Below are 21,948 nucleotides of genomic sequence, written 5' to 3'. Positions count from 1 at the left end.
TGAATGCCCTGGGTTCCCGGCTGGTCGTAAATGCAGAGATTCTCCCACGGGCACGGGCCTCCGTTCGCGGCGAAGGTCGCGATCACGCCGCTCGCGTGAGCGAAGCCTGATCGGTACCGGCGGTGTCTCCGGAACGCCCAGCGGCATTCGCCGAGCCCGGCGACAGGGCGAGCGGAATCAGCGTGAAGGCGGCTGCTGACGCCAGCGTGGTGCGGATAGCGTGTTTCATGAAGATCATCTCCAGGTGATCAGTTCTGGAAACCCGGCCGTGCGGATGGACAACCGGCTCCCCTGCTCGGGTGGAAATGCGGGGCTGCCGGAAGGATCGCAGTCATCGCGGGGACCGTTCCCCGCTCATCGCGTTGTCTCGGCTTTTCGCGCACTGGCAAGGGTGTTCGCGGAGTGCGTCGACGGTCACCGCGGCGGGCGCGGCGGCGGTGTGCCGAGCGGGCTGCGGTCGGTGCAGCCGCTGGCACCGCATTCGCAGGCCCATCGGTAGGGCGGCGTGGTGCTGCCGGGGATGACTTCGCGTTGGGTGGCTTCCGCCCAGAGCCGTCCTTGCCTGGCTGCGACGTCGTTCTCGAACGCTCGCTGCTCGGCCAGTTCGCGGCCGGGAGCCAGCCTGGCGGTGAAGCTGGTTTCGAGGGCGGCGTACACGGCGTCGTGCGTTGCTGGCCAATCCGGGTCGTCGGGTATCTCGATGATCGGGCGACCCGCGGCGGCGGCTTCGCGGCGGACGAGATCGGCGATGATGGTGTCGCGGGCGACGAGGAGTTCCAGCCGGTGCGGGTCTGCGTCCGGCCGGATTCGGCGAGCCGCGCGGGTTCGCTCCGGTGTGGGCAGGAGGAATACGGCGTTCCCGAGCGGAAGCGGAGCCGCCATGGACGGCATCAACTGCGGGCCCTCGACCAGTACGGGCACGGGTTCCGTGGCTCGGGCACGCACGTCGGCGATGATCAGCGGCAGGCGCGCGCGGGCGGCGGCGATGAAGGCGGAAGCGGCGTGTTCGGGGCCGCGGGCCAGTTCTTCGTCCAGTGTCGCGCCCGAGGGCGGGAGACGTTCCCGGTGGTCGTAGGTCCACAGGTCGACGGGGTGCAGCGGCAGGTCGAGGCGCCGGCTCATCTGCCACGCGATCGTGGACTTGCCGGATCCGGGGGCGCCGCCGATCCAGATCATGGCTGGCCACGTGACGTCCGCCATGGAATTCGACGATACCGGTGCTCCGGCTGCCGCGGCACGCCCAGCTAGTCGCTGGGTTTCTCCGCGCGGTGCGTGGGAGCGTGGTGCGTGGTGCCCGGAATCGCTGAGGTTGAGCCACGTTCGCGCGCGTTTGCCCGCATAGCCCTTCTTGACTTCGACGTATCCGGCGCCGGCCCGTCAGTTCCGCCGCGTCGCGGACCCAGCCGGATTCCGCCCATTCAGCGCCGACGGGAGTGCCACGATGGACAGGCGGGTGGGTCAGGCACGACCATGCGGGGCGCCTCCTGAGCGGTTGCGGCGGAGCAGCGCGGCCAGGCCTCGCCGCAGGTGCGGCCCGAAGCCGAGCAGTGCGATGGCCAGCACCGCGCCCAGGATCGTGTTCCCGTACGGAATCCGGACCGGCAGCAGCGCCACCACGAGCGCGGCTGCCAGGCAGGCCGCGACGCAGGCCAGCCCGACGGCGAGCCTCGGTCGCAGCGCTGACTTGTCCCCCGCTTCCTCGGCGGAGGGATGTTCGGCCATGAGACCGCTTAACGGAAAGGAGGGCACTCCCGCCGGAAGCGAGGCGGGGGTCAGGTCCGCACGGAGACGAGTTTCGTGCGGGCTTCCTTCACCGACAGGCCACCGGCGAAGCACCAGATGGCGATCACCGGGTCGCAGATCGCGCAGCCGAGCGACGAGGTGTGCGCGAACGGCAGGATCGGCGCGCCCTTGAGGTGGTGGATCACGTCGAGGGCGGTGTGCAGGAGCCAGGCGATCCCGATGAAAGCCCAGGATTTCAGGCCGCGGTAGGCGCAGTAGGTCACCGCGGCGGTGAAGGCGATTTCCCAGGGGCCGAACGCGCCGCTGCTGAGGTAGGCGGCTCCCGCGCCGCCGACCATGATCGCGTTGAACTTGCGGCGCTGCGGTTCGGCGAGGAAGGAATTGAGCAGACTGTAGGCGATGCCGATGAGAATGGCGGAAACGATGATCACCGGCCGAAGCTATTGCGCCGGGCCCGCGCGCGTAACCGGGTGGCAGGCCAAGTTTCGCCGGGTTCTTGCCACCCCGGCCATGCTCACGCGTGCGCGGACTGCCAGTGCCCGGGCCGGACGCCGGTCTGGTGGAGGAAGAACGCCGAGAAGTTCGAGGCGTCCGGGAAACCCAGCCGCTGTCCGCAGCGGGCCGCGCTGAGCCGGTCGTGCGCGAGCAGTCGCTTGGCTTCCAGGACCAGGCGTTCGCTGAGGTAGTCCTTGCCGCTGCGGCCGGTCGCGGCTTGGACGGCGCGCGTCAGCGTTCGCGGGGCGTAGCCGAGTTTGCGGGCGTAGTGGGCGACGTCGTGGTGGACCCGGAAATCCTCTTCCACCGCGGCGCGGAACCGGGCGAACAGGCCAGATCCGGTTTCGCTGGTGGAGGGCGGTTCGAGCCGCAGCAGCAGCGCGGACAGCACCAGGCCGAGCAGCTCGGCGGTGTGCGCGTGCGGCACAGCATTGGCCTCGCCGCGAAGATGCGCGAGCGCGGCGGTGACCAGCGGCCACTGCTCGGCGGAGGCGGTCCAGCACGCCGAGGCGCCGGGATCGGCCGCCAGTTCGCGGCTGCCGGGGGTGGCTGGCGCGGTGGGCACGAACAGCACCAGGTCTCCGGTCAGGTCGGCGAGGTCGTCCCAGCGATGCACGACTCCGGGCCGGATCCACACCACGCTCCGGGCTGCCAGCGAGTAACCGGCGAAGTCGGCCGAAACCCGGCCGTGCCCGCGCCGGACCAGTGCGAGCACGTGGAAATCGCCGCGTTCGGTCGTGCCGCGGTCCAGCTGCCGCAGCTTCGCGAACGACATCGTTTCGACGGGCACGCTCCGCGGCGGCTGGTAGGCGAGCTGACGAATCCCGGTCATGCTGTCCATTTTTCACCATGTCCGGTCCGGTCTCGACGATGTGCCCGCGCGGGTCGGGAAGGTTGACTTGAAGGCAAGAAAACCGACACAGAAGGGATTCTCATGACGACGGGCACCTCGACCCAACTTCCGGCCTACGACTACCGGCGGGGCAGCGGACCAGCGCTGGTCTTTCTTCACTACTGGGGCGGCTCGGCACGCACCTGGCAGCCGGTGCTCGACCGGCTGCCGGGGCGCGCGGCGGTGACGCTCGATCTGCGCGGCTGGGGACGCTCGCGTGCACTGCCCGGCCCGTACACGCTGGAGCAGTTCGCACAGGACACTCGCGCGGTGATCGCCGACGCCGGGATCACCGACTACGTCCTGGTCGGACACTCGATGGGCGGCAAAGTCGCGCAACTGGCGGCTTCCGCACGACCAGCCGAGCTCACCGGGCTCGTCCTCGTCGCACCCGGGCCAGCCAAGCCTGCCGCGATGGTGACGCCCGAGTACCAGGAAGGACTGTCGCACGCCTACGACTCCGACGAGTCGACAGCAGGCGCACGCGACGCCGTCCTCACCGCCACCGCGCTGAGTGACGAGGTGAAAGCCCAGATCGTGGTGGATTCCCGTGCCTGCGCCGAAGAAGCCCGTCTCGAGTGGCCGTTGCGCGGGATCGCCGAGGACATCACCCTCGCGGCGCGGGACATCGACGTTCCGGTCGTGGTCGTCGCGGGCGAGCACGACCGGGTGGAGCCGGTCGGGGTGCTGCGCGACAACCTGCTCCCCTACCTGGCACGAGCGAGCCTGACTGTCCTTCCTGGCAGCGGCCACCTCCTGCCGTTGGAAGCGCCTGACGAACTCGCGCAGTTGCTCAGTGCGTCACGGTGGGAAGACGAAGCTCGCTAGCACGACATGCACCGCGGTGCCGGCGGCGATGCTCAGCACCACGTTGCGTCGCCACAGGTGCAGGATGATCGTCACTGCCAGCGCGATGATCGGGGCGAACTCCCGCGTGGAGGTCAGCGACACGTCGCGCAGGCAGTAGACGAGCATGATGATCATGACGCCCGCTGGCATCCGCGCGCTCAGGTACTGCACAGTCCGGCTGGCTCGCAACGAGGCCAGCGCCGCGAACGGGAGCGCGCGCAACGCCCAAGTGACCACTGTGGACACTGCGACCGCGGCCAGCAGGTAAAGCGGGTCAGGCATTGCGCGCGATCCTTCCGGCGACGAGGCCGCGGGCGACCAGCGCCACGGTGAACAGCAGGAACGCGGCGAGCAGCATTTCGCCGGGAAACACCAGCCGGGCCACGCCCGCGCTCGCCGCGGCGAGGACGGGAGTCGGGACGTCGCCCTTGCGGTCGCGGACGGCCTCCAGCGCGAGCACGACGAAGAGAGCCGTCATGGCGAAGTCGAGGCCGACGACGCTGCTCGGGATCAGCGCGCCGAGCAAGCCTCCCGCAGTGGCCCCGACGACCCAGAACAGGTGCAGGAACAGTTGCAGCCAAAGAATTCGCGCGCCGCTCCATTGCCGCGCGCCTTCCGTGGTCGCGAGTGCGTAGGCCTCGTCGGTGAGGGCGAAGGTGCTGTAGGCGCGAGCCCGGCGGCCGCGCACCCGGTGCAGCGGGAAGGACACGGCGTAGAAGATGTGGCGGACGTTGACCAGGAACGCGGACAGCCCGATGGCCGCGAGCGGAGCCGCCGCGGTGACCAGGCCGATGAGCAGGAATTCGAACGAGCCCGCGTAGATGAGCGTGGCGAACACGGTCGCCCACCACCAGCCGAGACCGGAATGGGTGAGGAACGCGCCGAACGCGAGCCCGAGCGGCACCAGCCCGAGGCCTACCGACGCGGAGTCCCGCACCGCCGCCAGCGCGGGGGAACGGTCACGAACAGCCAGGTCAGCAACGGATTCCACCTGGGCAACGTTACGTGATCGACAGGCAAATATGGTGTCCGATCATGCCCGTATCCTGGGCATGTGGGCAATGAAGTTCGGCTGGATGCCGTGGATCGGAAAATTTTGTTTCACCTGCGTCAGGACGGCAGGCTGACCAACGTGGAACTCGCGAAACGGGTGGGGCTCACCCCTCCCCCGTGCCTGCGCCGCGTCAAACGCCTCGAGGACGCCGGGGTGATCGCGGGCTACCGGGCCGTGCTCGATCCCGAAGCGCTCGGCCGCGGGCTGGAAGCGCTCATCGACCTCGAGGTCTACGCGACCGACCGGGCGACCATCGAGTCGCTCGAGGACACCATCGCCTCTTACGAGGAAGTCATCGAATTCCGGCGGCTGTTCGGCCGCCCCGACTACTTCATCCGGGTCGCGGTGGCCGACCACGCGGCTTACGAAGCGTTCCAGACCCGCAAGCTCGCCGGGCTGGCCGGAGTCTTGCGGGTCACGTCTCATCTGACGATGAAGAAGATCAAGAGCGAGACCTGAACCGCGGTGCGTCGCGGCTCACGCTCCGGATCAAGCGAGCACGCGCGGGGCTGTCGCCGGTCGCGCGAGGGCCGACCAGCACCCGCCTTCGTCAGGCCAGTTCAGCCAGCAGCGCGGCGAGTTCTTCCGGAGCCGACCAGAACGGCGAGTGCCCGCCGTCGATGTCGCGGACCTCGGCGTCGAACAGTTTCCGGGCCCGGGCGGCGTTCCACGCGCAGTTCACCGCGCGATCGTCACGGCAGCGCACGTACGTGGTCGGCACGCGGCGCAGCGGCAGGTCGGGACAGACTTGCTGGCCCACGGTATTCGCGTTGGGACGCAACCGGCGGACCGCCTCGGCGGCGTCGGCCAGAGTGCAGTCGTGGTACAGCACTTCGGTCGCGCCGGCCGGGTCGAGGGCTACGCGTCCGGACTCGTCGATCACGGATCGGGCGACCGCTTTCCGCAACGGCTCGGCAAGCGGCGCTGCCCCGTCGTCCGTCAACGTCGTCCCGGGCATGCGCACCAGTGCGGCGAGCAGGACCAGGGAACCGACCGCCGGGTTGCCGGTCGCCAGCGATGCCACCATGCCGCTCATCGAGTGCGCGACGAGCACAGCGTCCGACCGGTCGCGCAGCGCGTCGTCGATCACCGCGAGGTACTCGTCCTGACCCGCCTCGGCCGTGCCGGACGGCAGCGACGGGCAGACCACCTCGTGCCCGCGCGCGATCAGGCGTTCGCCCACCCTCTCCCAGCACCACGGGCCGTGCCAGGCTCCGTGCACGAGAACGAACGTCCTCCGCTTCTCACCGCTCATGAAGATCACGCTAGCCGTTCCCGGGGGACCGCGGAGTTCGCCGAGAGCAAGCGGGTTCCTTCTCTTCCCGAACGGCCACCGCTCGGCTACTGCGGCGGAACGGCTTTCCGGACCGTGAGTTCCAGCAGCGCGAGTGCCCGTTCGACGTCCTTGCGGGCGGCCTCGCTCAGCTCGGCGAGAAGCGCCTCCTCGCGGTCGAGGTGTCCTTCGAGGACGCGATCGATGAGCTTGCGGCCAGCGGGCGTCAGCTCGGCGTAGCTGACCCTGCGGTCGGCCGGGTGGTCACGGCGGCGGATGAGCCCGTCGCGCTCGAGCGCGTCCAGCCGCCCGGTGAGAGCGCCGGACGTGACGAGCGCGGAAGCCGCCAGCTCGGACGGCGTCTTCCGGTAGGGCCGGCCGCCTCGGCGCAGGTTGCACAGGATGTCGAACGACGCCGGGGTCAGGCCGTACGAGGCCAGGTAGCCACGGAGGCTCGCGGCGGCCAGGTCGGCGATCCGCCGGACCCGGCCGAAGACCGCGATCGGCGAGGCGTCCAGGTCCGGCCGCTCCCGCGCCCAGTCCGCCACCACCTGATCGACCGGATCCATCGGCATCGACTCCTCGTTCGGCGGGTTCGGACGGAGCCTATCCGGTGGCGGCGTCCGTCCTAACGGGACTCTTCCGGTACGGCGGGCTGTTCGGCCGCGGCAGGTTTCGCCTCGACCGGACCGCGGCCGCGGCCGCGGAGCAGCGCGACCGCACCGAGCAGGGTGAGCAGCTGGGTCGCGGCGAGCCAGCGCGATTCGGCGAACGTCACGGCCGTCGCGCACAGTGCGGTTCCGACGCTGCCGACCACCAGCACGAGCGGCACCCGGCGGCCCGGCATCCGGTCGATCAGATACCCGCCGAGGAAACCGGAACCGAGGCTGACCACGAACGGCAGCGCCGACAGCGCGCTCATCTGCGCCAGCGAGAAATGCCGCGCCTGCAGCAAATACGACGGGAGCCAGGAGGTGCTGCCCCACAGATAGCCGAGCGTGGCCACCTCGATCAGCAGGATCCACCCGAGCTTGGGCGTGCGCAGCGCTCCCGCGAACCGGCGCAGCGCCGGCTGCCGCGCGGCCGTCCGGCGTCGCGCGGCCCGGACGAACACCGCGACCAGCGGCAGCCCGACCACCAGGTTGAGCGCGGCGAGCAGGAGGAACGAACCGTGCCAGCCGAAGTGCACGAGAGCGAAGGTGATCACCGGAACGCCCAGCGCCGTGCCGAGAGACACTCCCATCGAGCTGACCGCGTTGGGCTTGCCCCAGGCGCCTTCGGTGAAATTCTCCTTGACGTACATGGTTTTCAGCGAGAACAGCGGTCCCTCGCTGGCTCCGAGCAGGAACCGGAGCGTCAGCAGCACCACCGCGCTCCCGGCGTACGGCGACGCGAGAGTGAACAGCGCCCAGCACAGCAGGCTGACGAGCAGTCCGCGCCGGACCCCGAACACTGCTTCGTACCACGGGGTGATCAGCATGGCCGCGATCCCGTAGCCGGCCAGGAAAAGCGTCATCAGGCCGCCCTGTGCCGCCCGGTTGCCCGCGATCCCGAAGTACTGGGCGAACGCGGGATCGGTGATCAGCACGGACACGTTGACCCGGTCGATGTAGGACACCGCCACGACCACCAGCAGCGCCAGCACTCCCAGCCACGCGCCGGGCCGCCGCTCTTCCCTCCGCACGGTCACCGCAGCTCCTTTCCGGGCCGGACCGTCACCAGGCGGCCCGGCGGGCGCCGGACCGGCCGCCTCGGACGGCGGGGTCGCCGGGAAGTATCTTTGTCCTAAGATGCTTGTGTCAAGCTATCTCGGCGAGGTCTTTTAGCGGACGGGTTCTTGGCGGCTGGCAACGGTGGGGCGGGTGAGCCGGGCTGTTCGGGTCTCGCGGTCGCCCAGGCCTGACGGCTCCTTCCGGGTTCCCTCCGGTGGATGCGAGTGCCGAGCCGACTCTGTGGAGGGCGGGTTTTCCGGGCTGTCCACGACAATGGGCGGGCTGTTCGGGTCTCGCGGTTGCCCAGGCCCGACGGATGCTGCTCGCGGACTCCCCCAGCGCCATCTGTGAGATGTGGATGTTTCCCGCACCATGCGCATTCCCCGGCGAGCGGTGGTGACGAGTCGGCTCGGCAGAAAGCGATTGCCTTAAGAGAACTGCCTTCCCAGAATCCGCCCGCGGAATGCGGACCCCGCAGCGCGGAGCTTGGCCTCCACGAACGCGAGAGCCTTGGCCGCAGCCGAGCCCTGTTCTTCGCCGTGGTGGGCGATCAGCTGATACCGGATCGCGGCTTCGGTGCGGGCTTGCAGGCCGGTCCCGATCCCGGAACCGGTCACTCCATCCGCAGGACGACCTTGCCGAGCTTCCCCGCCGAACCCAGCCGGGCGTACGCCTCGGACGCCTGGGCCAGCGGATAGACGCTGTCGACCGGAACCGTCAGCCGACCCGCCGCGAAGGCGCCGAGAAGCCCTTCCCGGACCCGGGCCGCGAGGGCCGCTTTCTCGTGCGTGCTGCGAGCCCGGATGGTCGAGCCGAGCACCCGCCCGCGGGCCCGCATCAGGTCGAACAGCCGCAGCGGCACCTCATCTCCCGCGCCGACCCCGATGACCAGGATCCGGCCGTACGGCTTGAGCCACCGCACCCGGCGCAGGCAGTCCTTGCCGCCGACCAGTTCGACGACGATGTCGTAGGGGCCGTTTTCTTCCTCCTGGTCGGGCGTCACCACCGTCGTGCCCGCTGCCAAGGCCCGGACGGCGGCGTGCGACTCCGGGCGGCGCACGCTCGCGACGACTTCGGCCCCGGCGAGTCCGGCGACCTGGACCATCGCGGTGCCGACCCCGCCCGCAGCGCCGGTGACCAGCACCCGGTCCCCGGGACGCACCCCGGCCTGATCGGCCAGCCCGTCCCAGGCGGTGCTGAACGCTTCGGGGAAACCGGCCGCGCGGACGTCGTCGACCGAGTCCGGAATCGGCAGCAGCAGGCTTTCCGGCACGGCGATCCGCTCGGCGTGCGCGCCGCCGCCGACCACGGCCATGACCCGGTCTCCGACCGCCCAGGCGCTCCGGCCCGGGTGTTCGACGACGCCCGCGATCTCCAGCCCGGGGATGTCGTCCGGCCAGCCCGGCGGGGCGGGGTACGTGCCGCGGGCCTGTTGCAGATCCGCCGCGTTCAATCCGGCCGCGTGGATCCGGACCACCACTTGGCCGCCGTCCGCGACCGGGTCGTCCGCTTCGCCAAGTTCGAACTCGCCGTTCTTGATCTTCACCGCCCGCATGAGCGGAGTGTGCCACGATCCGATGCCGAGAGCTCACGGATGCCGGTCCATCGACCCCCAGTCCGCCGGCGCCTCCTGCGCCACCAGCTGCCGCGCTTCGTGCATTACGGCATCCTCGATCCAGGCCAGCGGTTCGACCTCCACGACCAGCGGCTCGTTGTCCGGGCCGCGGGCGATCTCGCGGCCACGCAGCAGCCAGGGACGCACGCCCGGGCCGCCGCGTTCGCGAAGGTGCTGATAGTCGTGCAGCCGCCGGGCCAGCCACAGCCGGAGCGATCGTCCTTGCCACCAGGGCTGCCGGGCCAGCGAGTTCGCCGACAGGCCGGGCAGCGGCATCCCGGTGAGCCCGTCGCGGCTTTCCTCGCCGGAGCCCAGGTCCGCGTCCGGGCCGCGCGACCATCGCACGTACAGGTCGTCCTCGCCGGAACGGCGGAACTCCGAGACCAGTTCGCCAAGGTCGCGCACGACCGGCAGCCGGGTGTCCCAATCCGTCATGGGCCGGGGATTACCCGCGTCCGCGCCGGACAATCTCAGCGGGCCACGACCCGCACGGTGCGCAGCCGCGGATCCACCGGATCGGGCATGAACATTCCGGCGGCGACGCCGCTGCGCAGATAGTCGAGCAGCGGGCGGGTCAGCACTTCGCCGGGCAGCACGGCCGGGACTCCGGGCGGGTACGGGCTCATCGTTTCCGCGGCGATCCGCCCGACGGCCTTTTCGGCCGGAATCTGTTCGGCGGGGCCGAAAAACGCGTCGCGCGGCAGCATCGCCTGCTCCGGTTCCAGGTGCTCGGGCGCGGGCAGGTCCACCGGCTTCGCCCGGGGCAGCTCGCCGGCGTGCTCGGACAACGCTTGGAGCGCTTCGACCAGCCGGGCGGCGGTGTCCTCGTCGTCGCCGACGGTCAGCTGGGCGGCGATCCGGCGATGGTCGGAGAGCCCGACGTCGACCCGCTGCTTCTCCCGCAGCCAATGGTTCGCGTCATAGCCGGAGCAGCCCAGCTCGGACACGTCGATCAGCAGTTTGAGCGGATCCCGGTCGTCCGCCCGGCCGGGGCCGAGGAGTTCGGCATCGCCCAGCACGGTGATCCCGTCGATCCCGGCCAGCCGCTTCCGGGTGTCCGCGGCAAGCTGGAGCACGGTGTCGAGCAGGCTTTTCCCGTGCTCGACCATCTGCCGCCGCCAGCCGTCGAGGCCCGCGTAGACGAGCGACGACGGGCTGGTCGTGTCGAGCAGGTCGGCGCGCATGGCGAGCACGTCGGGGTCGACCAGGTCGCCGCGCAGGTGGTAGACCGAGCCCTGTTCGAGGCCCGCGCCCATTTTGTGCACGCTCGTCACGCACAGGTCGGCACCGGCGTCCATCGCCCACGCCGGAAGGTCCGGGTGGAACGGGAAGTGCGCGCCCCAGGCCTCGTCGACGATCAGCGGCACCCCGCGCTCGTGGCAGATCCGCGCGATGGCGCGAATGTCCGCGCAGGAACCGTAATCGGTCGGCGTGATCAGCAGCATGCCCTTCGCCGCCGGATGCCGCGCGAAGGCCGCTTCGGTTTCCTCCGGGCCGGGCGGATGCGCGAAATGCCCGGTCCGGTCCCAGCGCGGGGACACCCAGACCGGCCGGATGCCGCTGAGGATGAGCCCGGCCACCACGGATTTGTGCGCGTTGCGGGAGACCAGCAGCTCTTCGCCGGGTCCCGCGACCGACAGCATCGCCGATTTGACCGACAGCGAACTGCCGCAGGTCGAGAAGAACGCGCGGTCCGCGTGCACCGCGTCCGCCATGAGGTCTTCGGCTTCGTTGAGCACGCCGCGGGTGAGCGCCCGGTCGTCCAGGCCGTTCATCAGGATGATGTCGGAGGCGAACACGTCGCGGCCGACGATCTCCGCCAGCCTCGGGTCCACGCCCCGGCCTTGTTTGTGTCCCGGGGGAAGGAAAGACACGTGTCCGGACGCGCGGAAGCGCCGGATCGCTTCGAGAACTGGTGCGCGGGAATGATCGGCCACCCGCCCGGCCTACCCAACCGGGTCGATTGCAAACGCGGGAGCGTTTCGCGGGCCCCGATAGGGGTAATCCGAGCTGGTCTTCGCCCGGAGACGGAGGAATCATGACTCAGATGACGGAAAAACCGCAGCCGGCCACCGGCTCCATCCCGGCGCCGCGGCGCGCGTGGATCGACGGCCACGACCCGACGGACCAGAACTGGCAGGAGGTCGGCAACGAGATCCCGCTGGCCGCCCAGCGGGCCGGACGGGCGTGGCAGCAGCCGGAAACCGACTGACCGCACCCCGGAAACCGGCGACGGCGAGAAGGACGAACGGGCAGGCGGAGCTGCCTGAACGTCCTCCGGCTTTCGCTGTCGCCGACTCGCCCGGTCTTCCGGCCGCCTTCGCCGGGTCGGCACCGGCCGCGGAGCCGTCGCAGGTCAGCCCGCCGCGGGTCGGCCGGATGGCCGATGCCCGGACGGGGTTGCCCGCCGACTGGCCGGAATGGACGGACTCTTCGGACGATTCTGCCGGTCCCCGGGTCTCCCTACCTTCGGAGCGCTCCCGCTTCCCGCGGAAGCGGACCGTTGCCGAAGGAGTTGGCGTCGATGAAGATGCTCGTGGGGTTCGCGGCGCTCGCCGTCGCCGGAGGGCTGACCGCCGCTATCGTCGTGGCCGCCAGTTCCGGCGGGACCGACTGGCAGGCCGCGTGCGGATCGGCCCCGGCCGCGGCGGCGGGCAAGCACTCCGAAGCCGTCGCCGAAGCCCGGAAAGCCTTGCTGAGCAACGGGAACGACCCGCGGCTCGAGATCGAGGTCGTCGACCTCGACGCCTGCGCGGTGGAAGTCAGCTGGAAAGCCGATCAGCCGCAGCCGACCGCGTCCGTGGTGAAGCTGCTCATCGCGCTCGACCTCCTCGACCGTTCCGGAACCCCCGACGACAGCGCCGCCGTCCACGCCATGCTCGCGGCCAGCGACGACCGGGTCGCCAGCCGGCTCTGGCAGCAGCTCGGCGGGCCGGCGATCGTCCGGCGGCAGGCCGGGAAGCTCGGACTGACGCACACCTCGCCGCCGGAGGACCCCGGCCAATGGGGCTCGACCAAGATGTCGCCCGAGGACGTCGTCACGGTCTACCGGCACATCACCTCGGCACGGACCGCTGACGAACGCGATTTCCTCACCGAGGCACTGGAAAACGCTCCGCTCAACGCCGCCGACGGATTCGACCAGCACTTCGGGATCCCTCGCGCCTTCCCGGACGCGGCGTGGGCGGTAAAGCAGGGCTGGGGCACCTCCGACGGGCGAAGGGTGCTCAACACGACCGGCCTGGTCCGGACCGGGTCCCGGACCTTCGCCGTGGCGGTCATGAGCAGCTGGGACGACGGCATCGACGTCGGCAGTGCGGCCAGGGCGCTGACGGCTGCTACTGGGATGTTGAAGGATTCGCTGGGGGCTGCCAGCAAGCTCGTCTGAGTGGGTCCATTGTGGACTATCTGGTGACCTGCTCGGCCACTACGGGCCACAGCGACCGGACACGATCGCGCGTCCAGCCCCGGCCGTCGGAGGAGACGTGCGCGGTCAGGGTTCCCTCGGCGGTCGAGCGGGAGCGGATGGCCAGCGTCGTGGGGGCGCGGGTGTCCTTGGGGCCAGCCGCCGCGACGACCTGGCCGGTGACCGGGCCGAACGCGTACGGCTCGGGCCAGTCGTCGGGAACGTATTCGTAGAACGGCACCGTGTCCGGCAGGGCGGAGGACTCGCGGACTTCCGGCATCGGGTACCGGCAGTGCCGACGGCAGTCCCGCAGGACGTCGCGGACCTCGACCGCGTACTCCGGGGTCAGCAGCGGCGGCGGAGCCGGGAGCGGGACGTACGCGGTGAGCAGGCAAGGACCCAGCATCCGTCGCCACTCGGGGCGATCCCGCAGGCCGAACACGGTGGTGAAGACCAGCGGTCCCGGCCCCGTGTGCGGCCGCATCGCGCAGGCCAGCGCGGCGAACAACGTCGTGGCCGGGGTGGTGCGGTGAGTCCGCGCGAACCGGTGGACAGCCTCCAGTGCGGGCGCGGGCAGCAGGGTCGCGCGCTCGGCGTACGGCGCGCTGGTCTCGTCCTTGCGCACTGATGCGAAATCCTGCGCCATCGCGGTTTTCCACCACGCCCGGTCCCCGTCTTCCGCCGCCCGGCGCTGCCGGTCTTCGGCGGCCGCGTAGTCGCCGTACTGCGCGGTCGGCGCCGGCGGCGCGGCGCCGCCCAGCTCGGCGGAGTACAGCGCGGCAAGCTCCCGGCAGACCGCCCAGACCGTGCTGGGGTCGGCGACCAGATGGTGCAGGTGCACCGCGAGCAGGTCCGGGTCGCGCACCAGGCGGACCACCAGCGGCCCGGATTCGGGCGGCACCGGCGCGTGCAGCCAATCGGCCGGGTCCCCGCCCCGGCATACGTCGAAAACCGGCGGGCCGGGCGGGGACACCACCTGGGCGTCGTCGGCGACCCGCGTGCGCAGGATTTCGTGCCGGGCCACCAGTTTCGTCAAGGCAGCGGACAGCACGTCCGGGTCGAGGGGCGCGCTCAGCCGGAGGACGGCGTTCATGGTGAACCATTCGCCGGTGAAGTCCGCGGCGTGCCGACGCAGGTCCAGCATCACCCGTTGGAACACCGAAAGCGGGCGCGTGCTCACGCGGCCAGCTCCGCGGAGTAGTCGGCGATTCCCGGAAGCGCGCGCAGCAGGTTCTCGTGCATCTCGGCGAGCAGATCGCCGGAGAAGCCGCTGTCGCGCCACGTTTCGTACGGGAGGCCGAAACCGAGCTTCTGCCACACGTCGGCGTTGCGCTTTTCGGCCGCTCCCAACGGTTCCAGCAACAGCAACGGGGTCGCCGCCCACAGCGAATCCAGGCACGTCCCGCCCCCGGGTTTGCTCACCATCGCCCGCGCCGCGCGGACCAGCTCGAACGAATCCGGGTGCGCCTCACCACGCGTGTACGTCTCGCCGCCGACCGGGCGGAATGGCGGGAAACCGTTGTCGTGCCAGGGATGCCAGTCCGGATCTGTCATGAAATAACGCACCCCGGGACGGGTGTCCACATCGGACTCCCGGTAGGCCAGAACGTCCAGGCCGAACCCGGCGCTGGTCAGTTCGGGGACGTGCTCGCGGTAAGTGCCCATCCCCCATCCGCCGCCGTGCAGGTACAGCCGGTGTTCGCGGTCTGCCCACAACAGCGGCGGTCGCGCGCTCACTGGCACGCTGCACGGGACCGTCATCGACGTCCCGTCCACCAGGAAGACATCCTCGTGCAGCACCTGCCACCCGGCGGCCTTCCGAAACGACGGCGAGGCGATCGCGTCGATGTGGCAGAGCACCACCCGTACTGCGCGGCCGCGAGCGAGGTAGCGCTCGACGATCGGCAGCCAGAATCCGGAGAAGAGCACGAAAGTCTCGACGTGCTCCGCGTCCCAGTGGGCGAACAAGGCTGTCTCGGCCGCCGGGTCGGTCACCGCCGCCGGGTCGGTCGCGAGCCGATGCCCGGCTTTGGCCAGCCGGAAATCGCGGTGGAAGGCCCATTTCATCTCGGCGGTGGTGGCGAGTTTCGACTCGGGCAGCAGACGTTCGATGACGCTGACGTCCGCAGCAGCGCCGCGTTCGCGCAAGCGCTGCGCGAGCAGGAGACCCGGGACGTGCACGCCCAGCGCCACGCCGGAGGTGAGCACTTCGATCACGACGACCTCCCGAGGAACGTCAAAGCCCGACGCAGATGCGCGGCCGCCAGCCGGGTCGCCGCGGAATCACCGCTTCCCCGCGGCACCGTCTCGACCAGCATGATCAGGTACAGATAGCAGCGGTACAGCGCGAGCCGCACGCGGGCGCTCTCGGTGAAGACCAGCTCGCCGCCCGCCTCGCGATAGCCGCGCAGAAAGCTCGTGTCGCGTTCGATGTCGCCGAAGAGGGCCGTCGACACCAGCTCCGCGAGCGGGTCTCCCCAGAACGCGCGTTCGCCGTCGATCAGGCCGGTGATCCCGGCGTCGCCGAGCAGGATGTTGCCGGGCCACAGATCGAAGTGGACCAGCACCGGCGTCCGCACCTCGGACAGGACGGCGGTGCACGCCAGGAGCGTCCTGCGGATGTGGTCGAGCGGGAGCGGCAAGGCGGCGGCGAACCGTTCGGCATCGGCCAGCACGGCGTCCAGCATCTCGGTGAACGCGGTGCGCCAGCTCGGCGAGAGCCTCCCGGGGTAACCGAAGCCGGTGCCGCTGATCTGGTGCAGGCGCGCCGCGAGGCCGCCGAGTTCGGTCCGGAGTGTGGCGCGTTCCGCGGGAGGAACCCGGCGATCGGCCCAGCTGACGCCGGGGAGTTCGGTCAGGACCAGGACGTCGCCGTCGACCAGGCGTCCGGAGAAATCGGTGTGCACCACGCGCGGAACCGGCGCGGCGGACGCGGCCGTTTCGTAGAACAGCGCTTCGGTGCGCAGCAGGCCGCGCTCGTAGGTCAACGCGGGCGCGTCCGGCGGCGGGGACACCTTGACGACCAGCCCGGGCGGCCGGATCCGGTAGACGGTGTTGAAACTCGCCCCGGTCAGCGGGGCCCATTCCGCCTCCCGCACCCCGGCCGCGGCGAGCACCTCGGCGATCATCCGGTCTCTCCCCGCGCGGTCATCCCGGTCGCCGAGATCGCGTCGAGCAGAGCGGCGCGCAGGGTCGCGCTCTTGCCGGGGCGGGCCATCAGCGCGCAGTAGATCCGGCCGCCGGGCGCCGCGAGCCCGCTGCCGCCGAGCAAAGTGACACCGGGGGCCGCGCGGCCGCGGTAGTCGAGCCGGAACCGGTGCAATGCGGCGAAGAGGTCGCCGATTCCCTTGCCGGACGGGACTTTCAGGTCGAACCGCCACAGGTGGCAGCGCAGGCCGTGCGGGCGGACGCGGCGGTCCAGCAGCAGCGACAACAGGCCCAGGGACCGGCGTGCGTTGACTTCCAGCACCGGCACGAGCGTTCCGTCCGTGAGCACCATCGCGTCCACGCCCGCCGGTCCCCAGTAGCCTGCCGCGGCCAGGGCTTCGGCTACCGCGGCGAGGATTTCGCCGTAACCCGCCGCGGCCAGCTCGGCGAGCAGCCCGTCCGGGGCGGGCTCCGACCCGGCGTGCCGGAAGCCGCGGTTGTGCATCACTTGCACGCCAAGCGTTTCCCAGCGCCCGTCCGGGTCGACGCGCAGGTGCGCCGAGAAGTCCGTGCGCCGGTCGAATCGAGGCTGGACCAGGAGTTCGACGCGGGCGTTCTGGGCTTCCAGAGTGCGGGTGACGGCTCGCAGCACGCCGGGGGTCGCGACCTCCAGCGTGGCGCGGCCGGAGACTCCGTACGGGTCTTTCACCACGCTGGGCCGCGTGCCGACCGCTGCGGCGAGTTCCGCCGCGGACCGGACGACGACGCCCGCGCCGGGCAGCCCGAGCGACTTCGCCAGGGTGTGGGACCACGTCTTGGAATTGACCTCTGCCACGGTTTCCGCGGCCGGAAGGCAGTCGGCACGACCAAGCCGGCCAGCCAGCCCGACGGTGTCCGGCAGCACCGCGTACGGAGCCATCCCCGGCCGTCCGGCGAGCGCTGCCAGCGTCGCCGGGGCGACAACCCGCTCGACGGGGGTTCCGGACGGCGCCGAAACCACCTGATGGTCGAACTCGATGCCGCCTCCGGCCAGCGACGCGCGGATTTCCCAGGCCAGAGCGCGGCGAGTGAGCACCAGGTCGCCCGGCGAGCACTCCGCGGCGAGCAGTTCGTCCATGTCGTCGACAGCGGTGCCGCCGGGCGCGGCGGGCAGAGTGGCCAGGTCCGCGGGCCGCCACCAGCGCTCGGCGTCGAAGGTGCCGAAGCGCGCCGTCGCGGTCATGACGGCACGAGTGTCCGCAGGAACCCGGTGAACCGGCCGAACACGCGCAGGTCGTCGAGTTCGAGATGCTCGTAGTCCAGCTGCACGCCGAGTTCGTCCTCGACGCCGAGCAGGAACGAGATCATCTGCAGGGAGTCCAGCCCGTAGTCGTCGACGAGGTCGGCGGCCGGGCCGATCTCCCCGGCCGCGGTCCCGTTGTCCAGCACGCCGACCAGCACATCGGCGACCCTGCGTTCGAGGTCTGCCACGGTACTCACACTCCGTTGAGGTAGAGGAGGACGCACCGCGAGCAGACGGGCATCATCCCGTTCGCGCCGAGGACGCGGCGGATCTCCCGGAAGGATTCGTTGTGCCACAACGCGACCGGGTCGGTCTCGTACAGGTTGCCGACCACGAACTCGGGGAAGAACTTGCACGAGCTGACGTTGCCGTCGGCGTGCACTTCCATCCGGTTGGACACCGCGAGGCACCGGCTGCGGTGCTGAGCCGGTTTCGGCGTGCCGAGCACGAAGTCCTCGACCTCGTCCGGCTCCAGCTGCGGCTGGTAGCGGATCCGCACGCGCCAGCGCCGGGACGCCAGCCGCGCCATCGATTCGCGCAGCCCCGGCAGGCATTCCGGAGGCAGCCGGTAAGTGTAGGAATGCCAGGTCGGCCGGGCGGTGCCGGTGTCGTTGCGCAACCAGGCGAACGACTCGGCGTACACCCGGTCCATGGCTTCGGCCACCTCGGGGCTGATGTACCAGGGGAATTGGAAATAGACCGTGTTGACGCCGAGATCCTCCGCCCATTCCATGAATTCGTACATCGTGTCCACGGTCCGGTGCGACACCATGCAATTCACCGAAACCTCGCCCGCGAAAACGCCTTCGCGCTTGAGGCCGAGCATCAGTTCGATGTTCTTCGTGGTGCGGGCGAAGGTGGCGCGGCCGCGCAGCTCTTCGTGGTCGGCGCCGAGGCCGTCGAGGCTCACCAGGAGATTGAGGTTCTCGCCGAGCGCCAGGAGGTGGTCGAGGTTGCGCTTGAACAGCAAACCGTTCGTGCAGACGGTGACGGTGCGCGGCGAACGGCGCAACAGTTCCGCGATGTCGCCGAACCGGCTGTGCATCAACGGCTCGCCGCCCCAGACGAACACTTTCGAGCGTACGGATTCCGTGGCGTCCAGCAGTTTCGCGACGATATCCACGTCGAGTTCGGTCCGCTGCTTAGCGGAGTCGAAGTCCCGAAAGAAACCCTGCTCGCTCCACTGATAGCAGTGGCTGCAGCGCAGATTGCAGCGATAGGTCAGCTGCAGGCACAGCTCTCGCGGCAACGGCGTGGCGTATGCCGGGTCTTCGGCGACGGCCCGGCGCGCTGACGAGCGCAGCGCCACGGTGTGCTTGAGATCGGCGAATTCCTTGGCAGTCAACGTTCTCGTGGTCAGCGGACGCATCGATCGTCCCCCTCCGGTGCGGCTCGTTCCGAGGTTAGGAACGACGAGGGGACGACGGCACCCCTAAGACCGGACGGCAGGGGACGACCGCGAAAACGGGACATCCGGGAAGGTTTTCCCCGCCCTGCGAACGCACCCGCGGCCATTCGGAGGCGGGGAACGCGCGCGGGGAGTTCCCCGCCTCCGAACAGCGATCACGCTTTGGCGCTCTGCAGTTTCAGCGGATTCTTCGGCGCGTCCGGCCGGGCGTCGATCATCCGCTGCCCCAGTTCCTGGAGCTGTTTGCGGCCCATGGCCGAGCGGACCTCCGGGAACCAGTCGTCCTCTTCTTCCTCGACGTGGTGGCGGACGTTTTCCGTCAGCACGGTCACCTTGGCGTCGAACGTCTCGTCCTCCGGGTCGAGGTCCAGCAGTTCCGAGAGCATCCAGACCACGACGTGGTGTTCCTCGACGCTTTCCAGGACGTGGTCCTTGGTCTCCGGCACGGCTTCCTTCGCCGCCGGGTAGAAGATCTCTTCCTCGATGTAGGCGTGCACGGTCAGCTCTTCGATGATCGAATCGACGATGCGGCGCTTTTCCCGGTGCGCCCCCTCGTCCGCCTTTTCGAACTCCTTGAACAGCTTCTCCACCGTTTTGTGGTCGTTCTTGAGCAGCACGATCGCGTCGGTCGACATCGGTGTCCTCACAGTGCGGTCCGGGCGCGGGCAGCGCAGGGTCGCCCCGCCCGCCGTTTCTCGTCCGCGGGATTACCCTTTTTCCGGCCGGGAAAACGTTGTTTGCGCGCGGAGCCGGCGGGGTACTCCGATGCCCCCGGACCCAGGAGAACATCGGTGAACGAGCTGACCTTCGGCGTCGAAGAGGAATTCTTCGTCGTCGACCGCGCCGGACGGCTGGCCCAGGCGGACGAGGTGGTCGACGATGCCGCGGAATCAGGCGGCGGCGAACTGCAGCACGAGCTCATCCGCTCGCAGGCCGAGATCGCCACCGACGTGTGCCGGACGCGGGACGAGGCACTGCGGCGGTTGCGCGAACTGCGCGAGGACCTCGCTGAAGCCGCGCGCCGGCGGAGCTGCCGGGTACTGCCCGCGGGTTCGCCGCCGGCGGCGGAAGAGGAGCGGCCGGGGTTCACCCCGAGTCCGCGCTACCAACGGATCGGCGAGCATTTCGGGGCCACCGCGCGGACTTCGCTGACCTGCGGCTGTCACGTGCACGTCGCGATCTCGGACCAGGAGACCGGCATCCAGGTGCTCGGGCGCGTCCGGCCGTGGCTTCCGGTTCTGCTGACCGTGACCGCGAATTCCGCGATCTCCGACGGCTACGACACCGGGTACCGCAGCTGGCGCTACCAGCAATGGAGCCGATGGCCCTCGGCCGGGCCGCCGCCGCGGTTCGCGTCGCTCGACGAGTACGAAAGCGTCGTCGACGCGTGGCTGCGCTCGGGCGCGATCCTCGACCGCGGGATGGTCTACTGGGACGTCCGGCTTTCGGAAAAGCAGCCCACCATCGAGTTCCGCATCGCCGACGTCGCCGCGACGCCGGAGGAAGCGGTCTTGCTCGGCGTGCTGGCCCGCGGCCTGGTCGCCACCGCGCTGGACGACGACGATCCCCCGCCGCATCTGTCGAACGAGGTGCTGCGCGCGCAGCTCTGGCGCGCGTCGCGGGACGGTGTCAGCGGCTGTTGCCCGCACCCGGGCAGCGGCGACCTGGCCCCGACGAAGGCTGTGCTCGCCGATTTGATCGAGCGGACTTCCGCTGCTCTGGAAGCGGCTGGGGACTTGGAATTCGCTCGGGAAGCGACGGCGCGGCTGTGCGCTGAGGGCAGCGGCGCGGACCGGCAACGGCGGCGCTTCGCCGAACGGGGGCGAGGAGAGGACGTCGTGGATCTGCTCGCGGGGCCTGCCTGAACCTGGCGATGCGGACCTGACGCCGACGGAGGACCGTGCTCGCCGGGCTGATCGAGCGGACCTCGCCCGGCCTCGAATTCGCCCGGGAAGCCACGGCGCAGCTGTGCGCCGAGGCCAACGATAACGACGCTGCGCCGAACAACAATGCGAGTTGGCACCGACGAAGGGCCGCGCTCGCCAACCAGACCGAGCGAACCTCACTCGCCCTCGAATCAGCCAGGCACCTCGAATTTGCCCAGGAAACCACGGCGGAGCTGTGCGCCGGGGCCAGCGACGCCGACCGACGGCGCTTCGCCGAACGCAGACACGGCGAAGATGTCGTGGAGCCGCTCGCTCCGCCTCACCCCGTCAACGCCGATGCGCCCACGCCGCGGCCAGGCAGTAGGCGCCGAACGCCGCGAGGCCGAACGCGACGACCGTCAGCAGCACCGTGCCGAACGGCTGCGCGGCGAGGGTCTTGAGGCTGGCGTCCAGTCCGCCCGCTCGTTTGGCGTCGGCGCGGAACCCGGCGTAGCCCAGCAGGATCGCGGTCACCGCGAAAACGACGGCCTTGGCCAGGTATCCGGTGGTGCCCAGGCGGCCGACCCAGCGGCGCGTTTTGCCGGGCAGCCCGGCGGGGTCGAGGTCTTCGAGGAAGGTCTGCTTCACGCCTTTGACCCCGGCCGCGATCGCGACGCCGAGCACCACCGCGGCGGCGACCACCACGAGCGCCGGGCCGGCGGGCAGCTGGAGCAGCTTCGCGGTGAACTCCTGCTGGGTCTGGTCGCTGGAACCCCCGCCGCCCTTGCCCGCGGCCAGCCGGAAGGCGGTGGCGCCGAGGGCGAGCACGACGATTCCCCGCGCGGCGGCCCCGAGCCGTTTGCGGGTCCGCTTGCCTCCGCTGGTCCAGGTGTAGCCGGTCGCGGCCATCAGGAACTGCCACAGTCCAAACGCGACCAGACCGGCCGCGAGCACCCACAGCAGGACCTGGCCGAACGCCGTCGACCCGACCTCCTGCAGGGCTCCCTTCTGGTCGGTCTGCTCGCCGCCGCCGAAGGCGACCCGCACGGCGAGGTAGGCGAGGATGAGGTGCACGAGGGCGTAACAGGCCATCCCCGCGCGGCCGAGCAGCTGCGCGGTGTCGGTCTGTTCGCCGCGGGCGACCTTGTCGGCGATCCGGTTCATGCGGTGGGGATACCCGCTGCTGTCGCGGCATCGCTAGGCCAGG

Annotated in this window: 27 protein-coding genes; 5 read left to right on the top strand and 22 right to left on the bottom strand. The window is 70.4% G+C overall.

Features of this window, described 5'->3' with window-relative positions; genetic code table 11:
* Nucleotides 1-82 precede the first annotated feature (82 nt).
* From ACZ63D_RS40245 to ACZ63D_RS40225, 5 genes are all read right to left on the bottom strand, one after another.
* A complete protein-coding gene (locus ACZ63D_RS40245; protein ID WP_465359588.1) occupies nt 83-229 on the bottom strand; it encodes a hypothetical protein in 147 nt (48 codons plus the stop codon).
* A gap of 185 nt (nt 230-414) precedes the next feature.
* A complete protein-coding gene (locus tag ACZ63D_RS40240; RefSeq protein WP_465359587.1) occupies nt 415-1,200 on the bottom strand; it encodes a hypothetical protein in 786 nt (261 codons plus the stop codon).
* Nucleotides 1,201-1,458: 258 nt separating this feature from the next.
* On the bottom strand, nt 1,459-1,722 hold the full coding sequence (locus ACZ63D_RS40235; protein ID WP_465359586.1) for a hypothetical protein: 264 nt from the start codon (nt 1,720-1,722) through the stop codon (nt 1,459-1,461).
* A gap of 50 nt (nt 1,723-1,772) precedes the next feature.
* Nucleotides 1,773-2,171, bottom strand: a complete 399-nt coding sequence (locus tag ACZ63D_RS40230) for a DUF6010 family protein (protein WP_465359601.1) — start codon at nt 2,169-2,171, stop codon at nt 1,773-1,775.
* A gap of 86 nt (nt 2,172-2,257) precedes the next feature.
* Nucleotides 2,258-3,070: a helix-turn-helix domain-containing protein gene (locus ACZ63D_RS40225; RefSeq protein WP_465359585.1), complete on the bottom strand. Its 813-nt coding sequence runs from the start codon at nt 3,068-3,070 to the stop codon at nt 2,258-2,260.
* A 102-nt stretch (nt 3,071-3,172) separates the two neighbouring features.
* Here ACZ63D_RS40225 and ACZ63D_RS40220 point away from each other — a divergent pair, with 102 nt between their 5' ends.
* Nucleotides 3,173-3,958 carry an alpha/beta fold hydrolase gene (locus ACZ63D_RS40220; protein ID WP_465359584.1) on the top strand — a complete coding sequence of 262 codons (786 nt, stop codon included), beginning with the start codon at nt 3,173-3,175 and terminating at the stop codon, nt 3,956-3,958.
* Here ACZ63D_RS40220 and ACZ63D_RS40215 read toward each other — a convergent pair.
* Both ACZ63D_RS40215 and ACZ63D_RS40210 read right to left on the bottom strand, forming a co-directional pair.
* Nucleotides 3,932-4,261: a branched-chain amino acid transporter permease gene (locus ACZ63D_RS40215; protein ID WP_465359583.1), complete on the bottom strand. Its 330-nt coding sequence runs from the start codon at nt 4,259-4,261 to the stop codon at nt 3,932-3,934. The two genes, ACZ63D_RS40220 and ACZ63D_RS40215, sit on opposite strands and share 27 nt — an antisense overlap.
* Complete coding sequence (locus tag ACZ63D_RS40210) at nt 4,254-4,970, bottom strand: AzlC family ABC transporter permease (RefSeq protein ID WP_465359582.1); 717 nt, start codon at nt 4,968-4,970, stop codon at nt 4,254-4,256. Before ACZ63D_RS40210 ends, ACZ63D_RS40215 begins: the two co-directional genes overlap by 8 nt.
* Before the next feature lie 90 nt (nt 4,971-5,060).
* Between ACZ63D_RS40210 and ACZ63D_RS40205 the strand changes: the two genes are divergently transcribed.
* Nucleotides 5,061-5,492 (top strand): Lrp/AsnC family transcriptional regulator, encoded by a 432-nt coding sequence (locus tag ACZ63D_RS40205; RefSeq protein ID WP_465359581.1) that lies wholly within the window; start codon nt 5,061-5,063, stop codon nt 5,490-5,492.
* Between the two features lie 91 nt (nt 5,493-5,583).
* On the opposite strand, the gene ACZ63D_RS40200 is transcribed toward ACZ63D_RS40205, so the two are convergent.
* The 7 genes from ACZ63D_RS40200 to ACZ63D_RS40170 form a co-directional block, all read right to left on the bottom strand.
* Nucleotides 5,584-6,288, bottom strand: a complete 705-nt coding sequence (locus ACZ63D_RS40200; protein ID WP_465359580.1) for an alpha/beta fold hydrolase — start codon at nt 6,286-6,288, stop codon at nt 5,584-5,586.
* An 86-nt stretch (nt 6,289-6,374) separates the two neighbouring features.
* Nucleotides 6,375-6,881 carry a MarR family winged helix-turn-helix transcriptional regulator gene (locus tag ACZ63D_RS40195; RefSeq protein WP_465359579.1) on the bottom strand — a complete coding sequence of 169 codons (507 nt, stop codon included), beginning with the start codon at nt 6,879-6,881 and terminating at the stop codon, nt 6,375-6,377.
* A 53-nt stretch (nt 6,882-6,934) separates the two neighbouring features.
* Entirely contained in the window at nt 6,935-7,996 is a 1,062-nt protein-coding gene (locus ACZ63D_RS40190) for an MFS transporter (protein WP_465359578.1), read from the bottom strand.
* A gap of 450 nt (nt 7,997-8,446) precedes the next feature.
* Complete coding sequence (locus tag ACZ63D_RS40185) at nt 8,447-8,635, bottom strand: hypothetical protein (protein ID WP_465359577.1); 189 nt, start codon at nt 8,633-8,635, stop codon at nt 8,447-8,449.
* Entirely contained in the window at nt 8,632-9,573 is a 942-nt protein-coding gene (locus ACZ63D_RS40180; RefSeq protein ID WP_465359576.1) for a zinc-binding dehydrogenase, read from the bottom strand. The genes ACZ63D_RS40185 and ACZ63D_RS40180 overlap by 4 nt, the downstream gene beginning before the upstream one ends.
* 33 nt (nt 9,574-9,606) lie before the next feature.
* Nucleotides 9,607-10,068 carry a DUF6098 family protein gene (locus ACZ63D_RS40175; RefSeq protein WP_465359575.1) on the bottom strand — a complete coding sequence of 154 codons (462 nt, stop codon included), beginning with the start codon at nt 10,066-10,068 and terminating at the stop codon, nt 9,607-9,609.
* 35 nt (nt 10,069-10,103) lie between these two features.
* Nucleotides 10,104-11,570, bottom strand: a complete 1,467-nt coding sequence (locus ACZ63D_RS40170; protein WP_465359574.1) for an aminotransferase class I/II-fold pyridoxal phosphate-dependent enzyme — start codon at nt 11,568-11,570, stop codon at nt 10,104-10,106.
* A 101-nt stretch (nt 11,571-11,671) separates the two neighbouring features.
* Here ACZ63D_RS40170 and ACZ63D_RS40165 point away from each other — a divergent pair, with 101 nt between their 5' ends.
* On the top strand, nt 11,672-11,845 hold the full coding sequence (locus ACZ63D_RS40165; RefSeq protein ID WP_465359573.1) for a hypothetical protein: 174 nt from the start codon (nt 11,672-11,674) through the stop codon (nt 11,843-11,845).
* 312 nt (nt 11,846-12,157) lie between these two features.
* Nucleotides 12,158-13,021, top strand: coding sequence for a serine hydrolase (locus tag ACZ63D_RS40160; protein WP_465359572.1), 864 nt, complete (start codon nt 12,158-12,160; stop codon nt 13,019-13,021).
* 16 nt (nt 13,022-13,037) lie between these two features.
* Here the strand turns inward: ACZ63D_RS40160 and ACZ63D_RS40155 are convergent, their stop codons facing one another.
* The 7 genes from ACZ63D_RS40155 to ACZ63D_RS40125 all read right to left on the bottom strand — a co-directional run bounded on the left by ACZ63D_RS40155 (nt 13,038) and on the right by ACZ63D_RS40125 (nt 19,511).
* The gene (locus tag ACZ63D_RS40155) at nt 13,038-14,219 is read right to left on the bottom strand and encodes a condensation domain-containing protein (RefSeq protein WP_465359571.1); all 1,182 of its coding nucleotides are present in this window, start codon (nt 14,217-14,219) and stop codon (nt 13,038-13,040) included.
* Nucleotides 14,216-15,256, bottom strand: a complete 1,041-nt coding sequence (locus tag ACZ63D_RS40150; RefSeq protein ID WP_465359570.1) for a hypothetical protein — start codon at nt 15,254-15,256, stop codon at nt 14,216-14,218. Before ACZ63D_RS40150 ends, ACZ63D_RS40155 begins: the two co-directional genes overlap by 4 nt.
* Nucleotides 15,253-16,167 (bottom strand): phosphotransferase family protein, encoded by a 915-nt coding sequence (locus tag ACZ63D_RS40145; RefSeq protein WP_465359569.1) that lies wholly within the window; start codon nt 16,165-16,167, stop codon nt 15,253-15,255. The genes ACZ63D_RS40150 and ACZ63D_RS40145 overlap by 4 nt, the downstream gene beginning before the upstream one ends.
* Nucleotides 16,164-17,408 (bottom strand): hypothetical protein, encoded by a 1,245-nt coding sequence (locus ACZ63D_RS40140; RefSeq protein ID WP_465359568.1) that lies wholly within the window; start codon nt 17,406-17,408, stop codon nt 16,164-16,166. The genes ACZ63D_RS40145 and ACZ63D_RS40140 overlap by 4 nt, the downstream gene beginning before the upstream one ends.
* The gene (locus ACZ63D_RS40135) at nt 17,405-17,656 is read right to left on the bottom strand and encodes an acyl carrier protein (protein ID WP_465359567.1); all 252 of its coding nucleotides are present in this window, start codon (nt 17,654-17,656) and stop codon (nt 17,405-17,407) included. Before ACZ63D_RS40135 ends, ACZ63D_RS40140 begins: the two co-directional genes overlap by 4 nt.
* A 5-nt stretch (nt 17,657-17,661) precedes the next feature.
* Nucleotides 17,662-18,837, bottom strand: coding sequence for a radical SAM protein (locus tag ACZ63D_RS40130; protein ID WP_465359566.1), 1,176 nt, complete (start codon nt 18,835-18,837; stop codon nt 17,662-17,664).
* 194 nt (nt 18,838-19,031) lie between these two features.
* Nucleotides 19,032-19,511, bottom strand: a complete 480-nt coding sequence (locus tag ACZ63D_RS40125; RefSeq protein ID WP_465359565.1) for a hemerythrin domain-containing protein — start codon at nt 19,509-19,511, stop codon at nt 19,032-19,034.
* Between the two features lie 156 nt (nt 19,512-19,667).
* On the opposite strand from ACZ63D_RS40125, the gene ACZ63D_RS40120 reads away from it, so the two are divergent.
* Nucleotides 19,668-20,741: a carboxylate-amine ligase gene (locus ACZ63D_RS40120; RefSeq protein ID WP_465359564.1), complete on the top strand. Its 1,074-nt coding sequence runs from the start codon at nt 19,668-19,670 to the stop codon at nt 20,739-20,741.
* Nucleotides 20,742-21,089: 348 nt separating this feature from the next.
* Here ACZ63D_RS40120 and ACZ63D_RS40115 read toward each other — a convergent pair whose 3' ends face one another.
* Nucleotides 21,090-21,905 carry a DUF1206 domain-containing protein gene (locus ACZ63D_RS40115; protein ID WP_465359563.1) on the bottom strand — a complete coding sequence of 272 codons (816 nt, stop codon included), beginning with the start codon at nt 21,903-21,905 and terminating at the stop codon, nt 21,090-21,092.
* Nucleotides 21,906-21,948: the final 43 nt, after the last annotated feature.

It is taken from the genome of Amycolatopsis sp. NPDC104775, assembly GCF_055583325.1.
Note: the sequence above shows the minus strand (reverse complement) of the source record. Positions and strands in the feature narration are given on the sequence as shown.